This is a genomic window from Methylomicrobium album BG8 (genome assembly GCF_000214275.2).
GTDB classification, from domain to species: domain Bacteria; phylum Pseudomonadota; class Gammaproteobacteria; order Methylococcales; family Methylomonadaceae; genus Methylomicrobium; species Methylomicrobium agile.
Genome location: NZ_CM001475.1, coordinates 232,185 through 247,244 on the forward strand (window position 1 = coordinate 232,185; position 15,060 = coordinate 247,244).

General features: G+C 59.3%; 17 protein-coding genes and 1 riboswitch. Of the genes, 8 read left to right on the top strand and 9 right to left on the bottom strand.

Going from position 1 to position 15,060, the window contains the following annotated elements; all coding sequences use genetic code 11:
* Window positions 1-11 precede the first annotated feature (11 nt).
* From thiC to METAL_RS01170, 8 genes are all read right to left on the bottom strand, one after another.
* Entirely contained in the window at window positions 12-1,880 is a 1,869-nt protein-coding gene (thiC, locus tag METAL_RS01135; RefSeq protein ID WP_005368796.1) for a phosphomethylpyrimidine synthase ThiC, read from the bottom strand.
* 33 nt (window positions 1,881-1,913) lie between these two features.
* A riboswitch (TPP riboswitch) is annotated at window positions 1,914-2,014 on the bottom strand.
* A 77-nt stretch (window positions 2,015-2,091) separates the two neighbouring features.
* A complete protein-coding gene (gene hisD / locus METAL_RS01140; RefSeq protein WP_005368798.1) occupies window positions 2,092-3,402 on the bottom strand; it encodes a histidinol dehydrogenase in 1,311 nt (436 codons plus the stop codon).
* A gap of 4 nt (window positions 3,403-3,406) precedes the next feature.
* Window positions 3,407-4,039, bottom strand: a complete 633-nt coding sequence (gene hisG / locus METAL_RS01145; RefSeq protein ID WP_005368800.1) for an ATP phosphoribosyltransferase — start codon at window positions 4,037-4,039, stop codon at window positions 3,407-3,409.
* A gap of 9 nt (window positions 4,040-4,048) precedes the next feature.
* Window positions 4,049-5,314, bottom strand: a complete 1,266-nt coding sequence (murA, locus tag METAL_RS01150) for a UDP-N-acetylglucosamine 1-carboxyvinyltransferase (protein WP_005368803.1) — start codon at window positions 5,312-5,314, stop codon at window positions 4,049-4,051.
* A 49-nt stretch (window positions 5,315-5,363) separates the two neighbouring features.
* Window positions 5,364-5,675, bottom strand: coding sequence for an STAS domain-containing protein (locus tag METAL_RS01155; RefSeq protein WP_005368805.1), 312 nt, complete (start codon window positions 5,673-5,675; stop codon window positions 5,364-5,366).
* A complete protein-coding gene (gene mlaD, locus METAL_RS01160) occupies window positions 5,672-6,145 on the bottom strand; it encodes an outer membrane lipid asymmetry maintenance protein MlaD (protein WP_005368806.1) in 474 nt (157 codons plus the stop codon). Before mlaD ends, METAL_RS01155 begins: the two co-directional genes overlap by 4 nt.
* 1 nt (window position 6,146) lies before the next feature.
* Window positions 6,147-6,929 carry a lipid asymmetry maintenance ABC transporter permease subunit MlaE gene (gene mlaE / locus METAL_RS01165; RefSeq protein WP_005368808.1) on the bottom strand — a complete coding sequence of 261 codons (783 nt, stop codon included), beginning with the start codon at window positions 6,927-6,929 and terminating at the stop codon, window positions 6,147-6,149.
* 10 nt (window positions 6,930-6,939) lie between these two features.
* Window positions 6,940-7,767: an ATP-binding cassette domain-containing protein gene (locus METAL_RS01170; protein WP_005368810.1), complete on the bottom strand. Its 828-nt coding sequence runs from the start codon at window positions 7,765-7,767 to the stop codon at window positions 6,940-6,942.
* A 292-nt stretch (window positions 7,768-8,059) separates the two neighbouring features.
* Between METAL_RS01170 and METAL_RS01175 the strand changes: the two genes are divergently transcribed.
* The 8 genes from METAL_RS01175 (at window position 8,060) to rapZ (ending at window position 14,122) form a co-directional block, all read left to right on the top strand.
* A complete protein-coding gene (locus METAL_RS01175) occupies window positions 8,060-9,037 on the top strand; it encodes a KpsF/GutQ family sugar-phosphate isomerase (protein ID WP_031430445.1) in 978 nt (325 codons plus the stop codon).
* Between the two features lie 8 nt (window positions 9,038-9,045).
* Window positions 9,046-9,570, top strand: a complete 525-nt coding sequence (kdsC, locus tag METAL_RS01180) for a 3-deoxy-manno-octulosonate-8-phosphatase KdsC (protein WP_005368814.1) — start codon at window positions 9,046-9,048, stop codon at window positions 9,568-9,570.
* A complete protein-coding gene (lptC, locus tag METAL_RS01185; RefSeq protein WP_005368816.1) occupies window positions 9,567-10,133 on the top strand; it encodes an LPS export ABC transporter periplasmic protein LptC in 567 nt (188 codons plus the stop codon). The genes kdsC and lptC overlap by 4 nt, the downstream gene beginning before the upstream one ends.
* Window positions 10,120-10,638: a lipopolysaccharide transport periplasmic protein LptA gene (gene lptA / locus METAL_RS01190; protein ID WP_005368818.1), complete on the top strand. Its 519-nt coding sequence runs from the start codon at window positions 10,120-10,122 to the stop codon at window positions 10,636-10,638. Before lptC ends, lptA begins: the two co-directional genes overlap by 14 nt.
* Window positions 10,639-10,644: 6 nt before the next feature.
* Window positions 10,645-11,370: an LPS export ABC transporter ATP-binding protein gene (gene lptB, locus METAL_RS01195; RefSeq protein ID WP_005368820.1), complete on the top strand. Its 726-nt coding sequence runs from the start codon at window positions 10,645-10,647 to the stop codon at window positions 11,368-11,370.
* A 27-nt stretch (window positions 11,371-11,397) separates the two neighbouring features.
* Complete coding sequence (locus tag METAL_RS01200; protein WP_005368822.1) at window positions 11,398-12,846, top strand: RNA polymerase factor sigma-54; 1,449 nt, start codon at window positions 11,398-11,400, stop codon at window positions 12,844-12,846.
* Between the two features lie 40 nt (window positions 12,847-12,886).
* Entirely contained in the window at window positions 12,887-13,174 is a 288-nt protein-coding gene (gene hpf, locus METAL_RS01205) for a ribosome hibernation-promoting factor, HPF/YfiA family (protein WP_005368825.1), read from the top strand.
* 90 nt (window positions 13,175-13,264) lie between these two features.
* Window positions 13,265-14,122, top strand: a complete 858-nt coding sequence (rapZ, locus tag METAL_RS01210) for an RNase adapter RapZ (RefSeq protein ID WP_005368826.1) — start codon at window positions 13,265-13,267, stop codon at window positions 14,120-14,122.
* Between the two features lie 80 nt (window positions 14,123-14,202).
* On the opposite strand, the gene METAL_RS01215 is transcribed toward rapZ, so the two are convergent.
* Window positions 14,203-14,976 carry a Mut7-C RNAse domain-containing protein gene (locus tag METAL_RS01215; RefSeq protein WP_005368828.1) on the bottom strand — a complete coding sequence of 258 codons (774 nt, stop codon included), beginning with the start codon at window positions 14,974-14,976 and terminating at the stop codon, window positions 14,203-14,205.
* Between the last annotated feature and the right edge of the window lie 84 nt (window positions 14,977-15,060).

Sequence of the window (15,060 nt, forward strand, 5' to 3'; positions counted from 1 at the left end):
CCCTGGTTTTTTTACACCTTGTGGTAAATATCCGCGCCTTCTTCGAGAAACTGCTTCGATTTTTCGTCCATGCCTTTCGCTAACGCTTCCTCTTCGTTCAGCCCCTTCTCGGCGGCGTAATCGCGCACATCCTGGCTGATTTTCATCGAGCAGAAATGCGGGCCGCACATCGAGCAGAAATGCGCGATTTTCGCCGATTCCTTCGGCAGCGTTTCGTCGTGGAATTCGCGCGCCTTTTCGGGGTCGAGGCCGATGTTGAACTGGTCTTCCCAGCGGAACTCGAAGCGCGCCTTCGACATCGCATTGTCGCGCGCCTGCGCGCCGGGATGGCCTTTCGCCAAATCGGCCGCATGCGCGGCGATCTTGTAGGTGACGATGCCTTCGCGGACGTCCTGCTTGTTCGGCAGGCCCAGGTGTTCTTTCGGCGTTACGTAGCAGAGCATCGCGCAGCCGTACCAGCCGATGTTTGCCGCACCGATCGCGGAGGTGATGTGGTCGTAGCCGGGCGCGATATCGGTCGTGAGCGGCCCCAAAGTATAGAAAGGCGCTTCGCCGCATTCTTTCAGCTGCTTTTCCATATTGACCTTGATCATGTGCAGCGGCACATGGCCGGGGCCTTCGATCATCGTTTGCACGTCGTGCTTCCAGGCGATCTGAGTCAGTTCGCCCAGGGTTTCGAGCTCGCCGAACTGCGCCGCGTCGTTCGCATCGTAGATCGAGCCCGGACGCAGGCCATCCCCCAGCGAGAACGAAACGTCATAAGCCTTCATGATTTCGCAGATCTCTTCGAAATGCGTGTACAGGAAGCTTTCGGTATGATGCGCGAGGCACCATTTCGCCATGATCGAGCCGCCGCGCGAGACGATGCCGGTCATCCGCTTCGCGGTCAGCGGCACGTATTTCAGCCGGACGCCCGCATGGATCGTGAAATAATCGACGCCCTGCTCGGCCTGTTCGATCAGCGTGTCGCGGAAGATTTCCCAGGTCAGTTCCTCGGCCTTGCCGTTCACTTTTTCCAGCGCCTGATAGATCGGCACCGTGCCGATCGGCACCGGCGCGTTGCGCAGGATCCACTCGCGGGTCTCGTGGATGTTCTTGCCGGTCGACAAGTCCATGATCGTGTCGCCGCCCCAGCGGATGCCCCAGAGCATCTTTTCGACTTCTTCCTCGATCGAGGACGTGACCGCCGAGTTGCCCAGGTTGCCGTTGATCTTGACCAGGAAGTTCCGGCCGATGATCATCGGTTCCAGTTCGGGATGGTTGATGTTGGCCGGGATGATGGCGCGGCCGCGCGCAACTTCGCTGCACACGAATTCGGGCGTGATCACGTCCGGAATCGAGGCGCCGAACGATTCGCCCGGATGCTGGTCTTTCCACAATTCGCGCATCGCGTCCATCTTTTGGTTCTCGCGGATCGCGATGAACTCCATTTCCGGGGTGATGATGCCCTTGCGCGCATAATGCATCTGGGTGACGTTCATGCCGGCCTTCGCGCGGCGCGGCTTGCGGATATGCTCGAAGCGCAGGTGCTGGGTGGCCGGATCGTGCAGGCGCTGATGGCCGTAGGCGGAGGTCGGGCCTTCCAGTTCTTCGGTATCGTTACGCTCCAGAATCCAGTTCACCCGGACCCAAGACAGCCCTTTCTTCAGGTCGACCGCAACGTTCGGGTCGGTGTAAGGGCCCGAGGTATCGTACACATACAGCGGCGGATTTTTTTCGGCGCCGAAATGCGCGGGCGTATCGGACAGGGTGATTTTACGCATCGGCACCCGAATGTCCGGGCGGCTGCCCTGCACATAGATTTTTTCCGAGGCCGGATAAGGATCGATTTTGACTTGGCTGACCGCATCGGCGGTCAGATCTTTGAGGACGGCGCTCATTGCGTTTCTCCAACAACAAAAAACAGACAAGGCGCAAGGAAGTTAGGGCTTTCCTACGCCGGTATTAACCGGAATCAGGTTCAAAGGGTGATTCTCAGCCTGCCGCCGCGCGGCAAGCACCCCCAGCCTATACGGGTTTCGCTAAAATAAAGTAAAACAGTCGGTTTTGCAAGCTCAGGCTACTGAGCTGGCTAAGCATTGGCTCAGCCTTTTAGCCGGCTTTGATCCGGTATTCCGCAGAACGCGCATGCGCGGTCAGGCTTTCGCCGCGCGCCAGAATCGACGCGGTCTTGCCGAGTTCGCTGGAGCCTTGCGGCGAGCAGTTGATCAGGCTGGTGCGTTTTTGGAAATCGTAAACCCCGAGCGACGAGGAAAAGCGCGCGGTGCCCGAGGTGGGCAGCACGTGATTCGGGCCGGCGCAGTAGTCGCCCAAGGCTTCGGCGGTGTGCCGGCCGAGGAAGATCGCACCGGCGTGGCGAATGTGTTCGCTCAATGCTTCCGGATCGTCGACCGACAATTCCAGATGCTCCGGCGCGATCCGGTTCGCGACGCCGGCGGCTTGCAGCAGACTCTCGACTTTAATTAACGCACCGCGTCCGTTCAGCGAAGCGGCAATAATTTCGGCGCGCTCCATTTCCGGCAGCAGTTTGTCGATGCTCTGCTCGACCGCATCCAGAAACGCGCCGTCGTCGCTGATCAGAATCGCCTGCGCGTTTTCGTCGTGTTCGGCCTGCGAGAACAGGTCCATCGCGATCCAGTCGGGATCGGTCTTGCCGTCGCAGATGACCAGGATTTCGGAAGGGCCCGCGATCATGTCGATCCCGACCTGGCCGAAAACCAGTTTCTTCGCGGTCGCGACATAGATGTTGCCGGGACCGACGATTTTCGCGACCGGCGGTACGGTTTCGGTGCCGTAAGCCAGGGCGGCAACCGCCTGGGCGCCGCCGATCGTGAACACGCGGTCGACGCCGGCGATATGGGCGGCGGCCAGCACCAGCCGGTTCAATTCGCCCTGCGGGGCCGGCACGACCATGATCAGTTCGGGAACGCCGGCGACCTTGGCCGGAATCGCGTTCATCAGCACCGACGACGGGTAAGCGGCCTTGCCGCCCGGCACGTACAGGCCGACCCGGTCGAGCGGGGTGATCTTCTGGCCGAGTACGGTGCCGTCCGCTTCGGTATAGCGCCAGGATGCCATTTTTTGATGCTCGGCATAGGCACGGATCCGGCTTGCTGCGGTTTGCAGCGCCTTCGCCTGCGCTTCGGACACCGTGTCGAAAGCGGCTTGCAGCTGCGCCTTGTCCAGCTCCAGTTCGGATGCATCGCTCAATGCGCGCCGGTCGAAACGGGTGGTATAGTCGATCAGCGCCCGGTCGCCGCGTGCGCGCACCTCGGCGATGATTTCGAGCACTCGCTGATGAACCGAGAGGTCGTCGCTTTCGTTCCAGGCCAGCAGCCGGTCCAGTCTGGCGGCAAAGTCGGGCGAGGCGGCGTCGAGGCGGGTCAGGGTGATCTTGGGCATGGCGTTAACCTTGAGTGGCGAGAGTCGCTTCGAATTGATTCAGCAGTTCCGCGATCGCGCGGTTTTTCATCTTCATCGCGGCCTTGTTCACGACCAGCCGCGAGCTGATGTGCATGATCAGGTCGCGCGGCTCCAGATCGTTCGCTTTCAGCGTATTGCCGGTTTCGACCAGATCGACGATGCAGTCGGCCAGACCCACCAGCGGCGCCAGTTCCATCGAGCCGTACAGTTTGATGATCTCGGCCTGGATGCCCTGGTTCGCGAAATAGCGCTGCGCGATCTTCACGTATTTGGTCGCGACGCGGAGCCGCCGGCCGGACAAGGGCGGCGCGTTCTTGTGCGCGGCGGTCATCAGCCGGCAGCGCGCGATGTTCAGGTCGAGCGGCTCGTACAGGCTCTCCGCACCGTGTTCGAGCAGCACGTCCTTGCCGGCGATGCCGAGGTCGGCCGCGCCGTATTCGACGAAGGTCGGCACGTCGGTGGCGCGGATGATCACCAGCTGCACGTCCTCGCGGGTGGTTCGAAGAATCAGTTTGCGGCAGGTCTTCGGATCGTCGACCGGGGTGATGCCGGCGGCTTCGAGGAGCGGCAGCGCCTCTTCGAAAATCCGGCCTTTGGATACGGCTATGGTCAGCATCGGGCTACCTTAATTGGGGACGCGGCGGATCGTGGCGCCGAGTTGCTGCAATTTTTCTTCGATATGGTCGTAGCCGCGGTCGATATGGTAAATCCGGTCGACGACCGTGCTGCCTTCGGCGGCCAATGCGGCGATCACCAGGCTGGCCGAGGCTCTGAGGTCGGTCGCCATCACCGGCGCGGCGGTAATCTTGTCGACGCCCGTGCAGATCGCGGTATTCGATTCGAGCTTGATGTCGGAACCCATCCGCTGCAATTCCTGCACATGCATGAAGCGGTTTTCGAACACCGTTTCGGTGATGATCCCGACTCCTTCCGCGACCGAGTTCAGCGCGATGAACTGCGCCTGCATGTCGGTCGGAAACGCCGGGTACGGCGCGGTGCGCACCGACACGGCCTTCGGCCGCCGGCCGTTCATGTCGAGCTTGATCCAGTCCGGCCCGGTCGAGATTTCGGCGCCGGCCTCGGCCAGCTTTTCGAGCACCGCATCCAGGATGTCGGGGCGGGTGTTCTTCAACTTGACCGAACCGCGCGTGATCGCGGCCGCAACCAGATAGGTGCCGGTTTCGATCCGGTCCGGCATGATGTTGTAATGGACATTCTCGGCGGCGAGTTTTTCGACGCCTTCGATCGTCAGCACGTCGGTGCCGATGCCGGAAATTTTCGCGCCGAGCGCATTCAGGAAATGTGCAAGGTCGGTCACTTCCGGCTCTTTCGCGACGTTTTCCATGATCGTGGTGCCTTCCGCAAGACAGGCCGCCATCATCAGGTTTTCGGTGCCGGTCACCGTGACCTGTTCGAGCACCAGGCGGCAGCCTTTCAGTCTTTCGGCGCGTGCGCGGATGTAGCCGCTTTCGACCTTGATTTCGGCGCCCATCTTCATCAGGCCGTTCAGGTGGATGTCGACCGGGCGGGTGCCGATCGCGCAGCCGCCGGGTAGCGACACATGCGCTTCGCCGAAGCGCGCGAGCAGCGGGCCCAACACCAGGATCGAGGCGCGCATGGTCCGGACCAGTTCGTAAGGCGCTTCATAGCTGTGAATGAAGCGGCAGTCGACTTCGATGTTCATTTTTTCGTCGACGAGCAGGCGTACGCCCATCCGGCCGAGCAACTCCATCGTGGTCGTGATGTCGTGCAGGTGCGGGATGTTGCCGACGGTAACCGGAGATTCCGCAAGCAGGGTGGCGGCCAGAATCGGCAGCGCGGCATTTTTGGCGCCGGAAACGCGCAATTCGCCGGCGAGGGGTTTGCCGCCGGTGATGATCAGTTTGTCCATAGGAAATTTGTAAACAATAGATTCGGTAAGAAAGTCATTGGCGCCGGTTTTATCCGAGATGGACCGCGAAATGCGCGTCCTGGTCGAAACCGCTCAGCCGGGCCATGCTCAGCAACTGTTTCGGCACATTGCTGAAACGGAGCAAAGTGCGCTTGGCCCGACAATATTTGATCCATTCTATCATCAACGCCAGGCCGGCACTGTCGGTATTCCGGACCTGGCCGAGATCGAGCGTGATCTCCTTGTAGGCGGTCAAGAAACTCAGCGATTTGACCGTCTGCTTGTCGATCGTCGCGAAGGTCAGATCGCCCTCGACGAGATAATGGCCGGCTCCCTTGTCGATGATGTTCAGGCCGCTCATTTCTTGGCCTTTTCTTCGGCCGATTTGAACAGGAACTGGCCGATCGCCTTTTCGAGAATGATCGCCGACTGGGTAATCTCGATCTTGCCGCCGTTCTGCAGATACTCGTCCGAACCGCCCGGCTCCAGGTTCACGTATTGCTCGCCGAGCAGACCCGCGGTAAAGACGCTGGCGGTCGTGTCGGTCGGCAAAGTCTTGTATTTCGAGTAAATCGCCATTTCGACGACCGACTGGTAGGTCTTGGGATCGAAGCTGATCGATCTGACCTGGCCGATCTTGACGCCCGCGGCCGATACGGGAGACTTGACTTTCAGTCCGCCCGAGTTTTCGAAGCTGGCGGTGACCGAGTAGGTGTCTTGCTCGACGAAAGAGCTCAAATTGCTGACCTGCAGGGCCAGGAAAAACAGGCCGGCAATGCCGGCGGCGACAAAAAGCCCAACCAGGGTATCCTGGGTGTTGCTGTGCTGCATGTTAATCGTCTCCAAACATGAGTGCGGTCAGGATGAAATCGAGACCCAAAATACTGAAAGCGGAATTCACGACGGTGCGGGTGGTGGCGCGGCTGACGCCTTCGGAGGTCGGCACCGTGTCGTAGCCTTCGAACAGGGCGATCCAGGTCGTTACGAAACCGAACACGAGGCTTTTGATGACGCCGTTCACGATGTCGTCCTCGAAATCGATGCTGGCCTGCATCTGCGACCAGTAGGCGCCGTCGTCGACGCCGAGCAGCCCCGTGCCGACCAGTTGTCCGCCGACGATGCCGACCGCGCTGAACAGGGCCGCGAGCAGCGGCATCGCGATGAAGCCGGCCAGAAAGCGAGGGGTGATGATCCGCTTGATCGGATCGATCGCCATCATCTCCATCCCGGAAAGCTGCTCGGTCGCCTTCATCAGGCCGATTTCGGCGGTCAGCGCGGACCCGGCGCGGCCCGCAAACAACAGAGCGGTCACCACCGGACCGAGTTCCCTGACCAGCGAGGCGGCCACCATCAGGCCCAGCGTTTCTTCGGCGCCGAAATCGGACAGAATGTAATAGCCTTGCAGGCCCAACACCATCCCGACGAAGAGTCCCGAAATCACGATGATCAGGAACGACAAGACGCCGACGAAATAGATCTGGTTGACCACCAGGCGCGGGCGCAGCGCCATGCTCCCGATGCCGGCCAGGGTATCCCGCAGAAAATAGGAGCCTCGCCCCAGCTTGGTGAAGCCGGTCGTGGTTGTCCTGCCCAAAAAATTCAGAAACTTAATCATCGTCCGGAAATCAGTACCGCCGTCCTGTCGAGATCAGGTCGTCGAAATAGTCTTTGGCGGGATAGTGGAAATGCACCGGACCGTCCGCCGCTCCGGTGATGAACTGCTGCACCCACTCGGACGGGGATTGCCGGATTTCTTCCGGGGTGCCGTGGCCGGCCACCTTGCCGTCCGAGATCAGGTAGGCATAATCGGCGATCACCAGCGTTTCCTGCACGTCGTGCGAAACGATGATGCTGGTCAGGCCGAGCGTCGTGTTCAGCGATTTGATCAGATGCACCAGCGCGCCCATCGAGATCGGGTCCTGGCCGGTAAACGGTTCGTCGTACATGATCATCATCGGATCGAGCGCAATCGCCCGTGCCAAGGCGATCCGCCGGGCCATCCCGCCGGACAGTTCGCTCGGCATCAGGTTGCGTGCGCCGCGCAGGCCGACCGCGTGCAGCTTCATCAGCACCAGGGTGCGGATCATCGACTCGGGCAGATGCGTATGCTCGCGCAAAGGGAACGCGACATTGTCGTAAACGCTCATGTCGGTCAAGAGCGCGCCGCTTTGGAACAGCATGCCCATGCGCTTTCTGAGATTGTACAATTCCGCCCGCTTAAGCCGGTGCACATTTAGGCCGTCGACGTGAACCGAGCCGGAGGCGGGCGCCAACTGGCCGCCGATCAGTTTCAGCAGAGTCGTCTTGCCGGTGCCGCTGGGCCCCATGATTGCAGTGATTTTGCCGCGTTCGATCGACAGCGAAACGTCCTCGAAGATTTTTTTCTCGCCGCGGGAAAACGAAAGATTGCGCACGCTGACCAGATTGTCTTGTTGTTTTACGCGGTTTTCCATGCGCGGCTTCAGGTTGGGAATGGCAATATGAACTTTCTATTCTCACTGAGTAATCCTTATAAAGTCAATACATTATCATGAACGGGCGGCGCCGCGCCGCCGCCGTCCGGGATGCCGGGTTTCTTTCGCATCCCGTGCGGTTTGGTAATCAACCCCCTGCGGACGCGCCTTCCTAATTTTCACTGTCCGCCTATAGACCATTACCGGCCGACTCATGGCATAATGTATGCCTTATGTTTAACCGATGCTCGTCGATGATTTTAATTCTGCGGCCCGGCCGCCGTCCCGGCAGATGATGCTGCACGATCAGGAGCTGCGCGCCCTGGCGCTGGCGGTGATCCAGGTGGAAGCGCAGGCCGTTGCGGCGCTGTCCGAACGCATCGACGAGCATTTCACCACGGCCTGCCGGCTGATGTTTGCCTGCGCCGGCCGGGTCGTGGTGACCGGGATGGGCAAGTCGGGCCATATCGCCGGCAAAATCGCCGCGACGCTGGCCAGCACCGGCACGCCGGCGTTCTTCGTGCATCCAGGCGAAGCCAGTCACGGCGATCTCGGGATGATCACCCAGCAGGACGTGGTGCTGGCGTTGTCCAATTCCGGCGAAACCGAGGAAGTGTTGACGATCCTGCCGATCATCAAGCGGCTCGGCGTGCCGTTGATCGCGATGACCGGCAATCCGGCCTCGACCCTGGGCTTGCTGGCGACCGCGCATATCCATGTCGGCGTCGCCCAGGAGGCCTGTCCGCTCGGCCTGGCGCCGACGTCGAGCACCACCGCCGCGCTGGCGATGGGCGATGCGCTCGCGGTTTCGCTGCTGGAAGCGCGCGGTTTTACGCGCGACGATTTCGCGCTGTCGCATCCGGGCGGCAGCCTCGGCAAGCGCCTGCTGCTCCGGGTCAGCGACATCATGCATACCGGTGCCGAGATGCCGGCGGTGCGCGAAAATGCCTTGATCAGCGAAGCGCTGCTCGAAATGACCGAAAAGAAACTGGGCATGACCGCGATCGTCGATGCGGACAGCAAGGTGGCGGGCATTTTCACCGACGGCGACTTGCGCCGCATGCTCGCCAGGAACTTCGATATCCATAAGACCCGGATCGCCGAAGTGATGACCGCCAACTGCACCACGATCGGCAGCGGTACGATGGCGGCCGAAGCGATGCAAATCATGGAACAAAAACGCATCAATGCGCTAATCGTGACCGACGCCGAACGCCGCGCGGTCGGCGCGTTGAACATGCACGACCTGATCCGGGCCGGCATCGTCTAGGAATACTCATGCAAGCAGTGATTGAAAGAGCCGCAAAAATCAAACTGTTGGTGCTCGACGTCGACGGCGTTTTGACCGACGGCCGGCTATTGTTCGATTTTTTCGGCAACGAGTACAAGTTTTTCCATGCCCGCGACGGCCACGGCATCAAACTGCTCAAAAGCACCGGCGTGGATATCGCGATCATTTCCGGGCGCAAGTCCAAGTCGGTCGCGATCAGGATGAAGATGCTCGGCATCGAATACGTCTACCAGGGCCACGAGAACAAACGCCACGCCTTCGAAGAACTGCTCGGCAGGACCGGGCGCACGCCCGAACAGACGGCTTATGTCGGCGACGACCTGCTGGATTTGCCGCTAATGGTCCGGGCCGGCCTCGCGGTCGCGGTGAACGACGCGCATCCGGACGTGAAGGCACATGCGCACTGGAGTACGGCACTGCCCGGCGGCCGCGGCGCGGTCCGGGAGGTCTGCGATCTGATCATGCAGGCGCAGGGCAATTACGCAGCGATTTTGAACAGTTACCTGCAATGAGGCTGCGCCATTTACGCCTGCATGCCTTGCTGGGCGTGCTCGCCCTGTTGAGCTGGGGGCTGGTCAGGCTGACCGTCACCGAGGAAGGCGGCGTGCTGGTGGTGCCGCCGCACAGCCCGGATTATTTCAGCGTCGGCTACCGCAAATGGGAGATGGGCGAAAACGGTCTGCTGAAGAACCAATTGACGGCCGACAGGATGACCCATTACAGCGACGACGGCACCACCCATTTGGACAAACCGCTGATGATTTTCCATAATGAAACGGCGCCTTCCTGGGTGATCCATGCGGAAGCGGGTATTTTGTCCGCCGACGGCAAGGATCTGCAATTGAACGGCAAGGTGAAGGTCGAGCGGGCCGCGGGCAAAGGCGTGAGGCCGCTGCTGATCAATACCTCGAATGCCAGGGTCAAACCCGAAACGCATTACGCCGAAACCGACGAATGGGCCGAATTGATCAGTCCGCCCAACCGTACCGTCGGCGTCGGTATGAAACTGGTCTTCGAGCAGCCGGTGCATCTGCAGCTGCTGTCGAAAGTACAGGGTAAATATGAAACCAAGTAAATTTTGCGGCTTTTTAAGCCTTTGTCTGCTGCTGTCCGGTCTATACGAGACCGATGCCTATGCATTGGCGACCGATGCGGAGCAGCCGATCACGATCGATTCGAATACCGCGACCTATGACGACAAGGCCGCGGTCAGCATTTACACCGGCGACGTGATTTCGATTCAGGGCAGCATCAAGGTCAATTCGGACAAACTGGTCGTGCATTTCGTCGACGGCGATGCGGAAAAACTGGTGTTTACCGGTAATCCGGCCCATTTCAAGCAAACACCGAGCCCCGGCAAGGAAGACATTCTCGGCGATGCGCTGATCGGCGAGTATTACCCGAAGAAGAACCTGCTGATTCTGAAGAACAACGCCACGGTCAAACAAGGCAACGGCACCTACAAGAGCGATTATATCGAGTACGACATCACTACTTCGCTGGTCAAGGCCGGCGACACATCGACCGATTCCAAGCGCGTGCGCGTAACCCTGCAACCGAAAGCGAAAGCCAAGAAATAAACCGCGATGACCCGACTCACCGCCAGCCAACTGATCAAGAACTACAATCAGCGCCATGTCGTGAAAGGCGTCTCGCTCGAAGTGAATACCGGCGAGATCGTCGGCCTTCTGGGGCCGAACGGCGCCGGCAAGACGACCAGCTTTTACATGATGGTGGGCCTGGTCAAGGCCGACGGCGGCCGGATATCCCTCGACGACCTGGACATTACCCATCACCCGATGCACCTGCGCGCCCGTCTGGGCATCGGCTATCTGCCGCAGGAGGCGTCGATCTTCCGCAAACTCAGCGTCGCGGACAATATTCGGGCCGTATTGGAACTGCGCGGCGACCTGAGCCGCGGCGAGGTCAATCTGGCCATCGAAAACCTGCTGGAGGAACTGCACATTCCGCACCTTCGGAAGCAAATGGCCATGAGTCTTTCGGGCGGCGAACGGCGGCGTCTGGAAATCGCCAGGGCGCTGGCGACCCATCCCCGCTTCATCCTGCTGGACGAACCGTTCGCCGGCGTCGATCCGATTTCGGTCGAAGACATCAAAAACATCATCGTCCATCTGAAAGACCGCGGCATCGGCATCTTGATCACCGAACACAATGTCCGGGAAACGCTGGGTATTTGCGACAGAGCATATATACTTAACGACGGCAGGGTCATCGCCGAAGGCGGGGCCGATGCGATCGTCGCCAACGAAGAGGTGCGCAAAGTGTATCTGGGCGATAAGTTTAGTCTTTAAATCCGAACGCTTACCTTACTCACCGCCATGAAACAGTCGCTCCATCTCAAACTCGGCCAGCAAATGACGATGACGCCGCAATTGCAGCAGGCGATCCGTCTCTTGCAGATGTCGACGCTCGATTTGCAGCAGGAAATCGAACAGGCGCTCGAATCGAACATGATGCTGGAACTCGGCGAAGACGAGAATAATGCGCCGATGCTCGAGCCGGTACCGGAAAAAAAGGTCGACAACTCCGACACGGTCACCAGCGAAGGTTCGCTGACCGACATTCCGGACGAATTGCCGGTCGATTCTTCCTGGGAAGACATTTTCGACGCCACGCCCGAATGGAGCGGCAACGACGGTTCGGACGAGCATGATTTCGAATCCCAGCGCAGCAAATCGTCGACGCTGCACGACTACCTGCTCTGGCAGGTCGATCTGACCAAATTTACCGAACGCGACCATGCGATTGCGCTCGCGATCATCGATTCGATCAATGAAGAAGGCTATTTAACGGCTGGCATCGAGGAGATTTTCGACGGCCTTTCCAGCCAGATCGGCGAGCTCGACGTCGACGAAGTCAAGGCGGTTCTGCACCGGCTCCAGCATTTCGACCCGCCCGGCGTGGCGGCTGCCGATCTGGCCGAGAGCCTGCGTCTGCAGCTGGAGCAGTTACCGCTGGATACGCCTTACCACGCGGAAGCCTTGCGCATCGTGACCCAATATCTGGATTTGTTGGCTACGCAGGAACGCAACAAACTGATGCGGAAATTGAATCTCGGCGAGCAGCAGCTTGCCGCCGCGGTCGCGCTGATCCGGACCCTCGACCCGAAGCCCGGTGCCAAAATCCAGGAGGCCGAATCGAGCTATGTGATTCCCGACGTCTACGTCGCCAAACGGAACGGCCGCTGGCAGGTCAGCCTGAATCCCGACATCGCGCCGAAACTGCGCATCAACCCGTACTATTCGTCGATGATCAAACGCGCCGACGACAGCAAGGACAACGTCTGCATGAAGGATCATCTGCAGGAGGCGCGCTGGTTCATCAAGAGCCTGAACAGCCGCAACGATACGCTGCTCCGGGTCGCGCGCAGCATCGTCGAAAAACAGACCGGCTTTCTCGAACACGGCTCGATCGCGATGAAACCGATGGTCTTGAAAGAAATCGCCGAAGAACTCGAACTGCACGAGTCGACCATCTCCCGGGTCACCACCCAAAAATACATGCACACGCCGCGCGGCATCTACGAATTCAAATATTTTTTCTCCAGCCACGTCTCGACCGAAGGCGGCGGCGAATGCTCGTCCACCGCGATACGCGCCTTCATCAAGGAACTTATCGGTAACGAAAATCCGGCAAAACCGCTCAGTGATAGTAAAATAGCCGAACTGCTGCAAGAAAAGGGCATTCAAGTCGCCCGCAGAACCATTGCGAAATATCGCGAAGCCATGCTGATCGCCTCATCAAGCGAAAGAAAACGCATTTTGTAGGCCTTCGCATAACAATCATTCAACAAAAGAGGAGTTTAATATGCACGTTATCGTCACCGGCCATCATCTCGAAATCACCGACTCGCTGAAAGCGCACGTGGATTCGAAATTTGAAAAGCTGGCTCGCCATTTTGACAACGTGGCCGACGTCCATGTCATCCTGGCCGTCGAAAAGTTGATTCACAAAGCCGAGGCGACTCTGCAAATCAGCGGCGCGAAGTTGTTCGCCGAAGACCAGCAGGACGACATGTATGTTGCGATCGACAATATGGTCGACAAACTGGACCGTCAAATCATCAAACACAAAGAAAAGCATTTGGGGCATTGATAAAGCGGGCACAGGGTACAGGGTGCAAGGGGCATAGCGCAGCCGCATCCGGCCTCTCCCCGTGAACCCTGAACCCTGGACCTTTTTCCCATGAAACTATTGATCGTCAGCGGACTTTCAGGCTCGGGCAAAAGCATTGCCCTCGATACATTGGAGGACTGCGGTTATTATTGCATCGACAACCTGCCGGTCTCGCTGCTGGACGATTTCATCACCCGCGTGATGCTGACCGATAAGGTCACTTACGCCAAAACCGCGATCGGAATCGATTCGCGGAACCCGTCGGACAGCCTGCTGAATTTTTCCGAGAGCATGAACGCGATTCGCAAGAAAAAAATCGATTGCGAAGTGATCTTCATGCAGGCGGAAGAGTCGGTGCTGCTGAAGCGCTACAGCGAAACGCGCCGCAAGCACCCGCTGACCGATTTCAATACCCCGCTCAAGGAAGCGCTCCGGATCGAAAAGGAAATGCTGACCCCGATCGCGCGCTACGCCAGCTTCGTAATCGATACCAGCCGGACGCATTACCACGAATTGCGCGAACTGATCCGCAATCAGATCGGCGAGCGCGATACCCGGCAAATCTCGCTGCAGTTCCAGTCCTTCGGTTTCAAGCACGGCATTCCGCTGGACGCCGATTTCGTGTTCGACGCGCGCAGCCTGCCCAATCCTTACTGGCTGCCCGAGCTCCGCGGTTTGACCGGCAAGGACGATGCGGTGATCGAATTTCTGAAAAGCCAGCCGCTGGTCAACGAGTTTTACCAGGACATCGCCGGTCTTCTCGAACGCTGGGTTGCCCGCTTCGAAGCCGAAGGCCGCAGTTATCTGACCATCGCGGTCGGCTGCACCGGCGGCCAGCACCGCTCGGTCTACCTGATCGACTCGCTGGCCAAGCGTTTCCGCAGCCCGTTCCTGAACGTGATCGTCCGGCACCGGGAATTGCATTGATGATTGCGAAGACCTGCCGGGCTTTACAAACCTGGGCAATTGGAAGCATCGATTGACGATGAAAACGAAGTTGCCTGATCTTACCAAAGATATTCGGCAAAGCGCTGCCGAATATGATCGATATGCGATCCCTCCCAATACACTTTCCTGCAAGCCGGGCACCGGTAAAAGCGTTCGTAATACCGCCGGGTTTTCGGCTCCAGCAAATCCATCACCGCCCGTTTTTCGACCGGCTCGATCAGGCCGTTGCAGGCCGTGCAACGGCTGAACGGCTTCAGTTGATTAGCCAGGTCGAAGCGTTTTACCACCTCGGCGAGCTGATCCAAAGGCTTGACCGCCCGCACCCAATAGCCGTGCGTGACCGCTTTCGCGTATAGCATGCGCCGGTCGCGGGTCAGAATGATGCGCTGCCGCTCGACCGAAGCGGCCACGATTTCCCCGTCGTCCAGCGCGTCGGCAAACAGCGTATCGAAACCGAACAGCCGCAGCAATCGGGTCAGCTTGCCCAGATTCACGTCGACGATGAAGGCGGTAGTGCGCAGCGGCGCCGCGCGCAGGCGGACGAGGGGGGAAATGTCGAAGCTTTCGAATACCGGATAGACGGCGACCCGGTCGGCATTTTTGAGACGGTAACCGAAGCCGACCGATGCGCCGTTCACGACGATCAGATCGACCTCGGTATGCGGCACCCCGAGCACTTCGATCGGATCCTTGATGCCGGGATGGCCGTTGAAGCGGTAAATCAGCGTTTGCTTGCGCTGTTGCGGGCGCAAAAAATCGTTCAGCTCTTCGTAAAAACGGAACTCGGCGGTACTTTCAAACCGGCAGTCCGGGTTAGAGGACGGGCTTTTCATGGGAGGCGGGATTGACCGTCAAGCAAACGGGAGAAGGGAGGCGCAAGCCCAGGCCGGCGTACTTCAAATTTTGTCAGCCGCCGA

What these genes read in the sequence shown, in the direction of transcription:
- thiC (WP_005368796.1), bottom strand. Translation starts at nt 1,880, where the DNA reads ATGAGCGCCGTCCTCAAAGATCTGACCGCCGATGCGGTCAGCCAAGTC.
- hisD (WP_005368798.1), bottom strand. Translation starts at nt 3,402, where the DNA reads ATGCCCAAGATCACCCTGACCCGCCTCGACGCCGCCTCGCCCGACTTT.
- hisG (WP_005368800.1), bottom strand. Translation starts at nt 4,039, where the DNA reads ATGCTGACCATAGCCGTATCCAAAGGCCGGATTTTCGAAGAGGCGCTG.
- murA (WP_005368803.1), bottom strand. Translation starts at nt 5,314, where the DNA reads ATGGACAAACTGATCATCACCGGCGGCAAACCCCTCGCCGGCGAATTG.
- METAL_RS01155 (WP_005368805.1), bottom strand. Translation starts at nt 5,675, where the DNA reads ATGAGCGGCCTGAACATCATCGACAAGGGAGCCGGCCATTATCTCGTC.
- mlaD (WP_005368806.1), bottom strand. Translation starts at nt 6,145, where the DNA reads ATGCAGCACAGCAACACCCAGGATACCCTGGTTGGGCTTTTTGTCGCC.
- mlaE (WP_005368808.1), bottom strand. Translation starts at nt 6,929, where the DNA reads ATGATTAAGTTTCTGAATTTTTTGGGCAGGACAACCACGACCGGCTTC.
- METAL_RS01170 (WP_005368810.1), bottom strand. Translation starts at nt 7,767, where the DNA reads ATGGAAAACCGCGTAAAACAACAAGACAATCTGGTCAGCGTGCGCAAT.
- METAL_RS01175 (WP_031430445.1), top strand. Translation starts at nt 8,060, where the DNA reads ATGATGCTGCACGATCAGGAGCTGCGCGCCCTGGCGCTGGCGGTGATC.
- kdsC (WP_005368814.1), top strand. Translation starts at nt 9,046, where the DNA reads ATGCAAGCAGTGATTGAAAGAGCCGCAAAAATCAAACTGTTGGTGCTC.
- lptC (WP_005368816.1), top strand. Translation starts at nt 9,567, where the DNA reads ATGAGGCTGCGCCATTTACGCCTGCATGCCTTGCTGGGCGTGCTCGCC.
- lptA (WP_005368818.1), top strand. Translation starts at nt 10,120, where the DNA reads ATGAAACCAAGTAAATTTTGCGGCTTTTTAAGCCTTTGTCTGCTGCTG.
- lptB (WP_005368820.1), top strand. Translation starts at nt 10,645, where the DNA reads ATGACCCGACTCACCGCCAGCCAACTGATCAAGAACTACAATCAGCGC.
- METAL_RS01200 (WP_005368822.1), top strand. Translation starts at nt 11,398, where the DNA reads ATGAAACAGTCGCTCCATCTCAAACTCGGCCAGCAAATGACGATGACG.
- hpf (WP_005368825.1), top strand. Translation starts at nt 12,887, where the DNA reads ATGCACGTTATCGTCACCGGCCATCATCTCGAAATCACCGACTCGCTG.
- rapZ (WP_005368826.1), top strand. Translation starts at nt 13,265, where the DNA reads ATGAAACTATTGATCGTCAGCGGACTTTCAGGCTCGGGCAAAAGCATT.
- METAL_RS01215 (WP_005368828.1), bottom strand. Translation starts at nt 14,976, where the DNA reads ATGAAAAGCCCGTCCTCTAACCCGGACTGCCGGTTTGAAAGTACCGCC.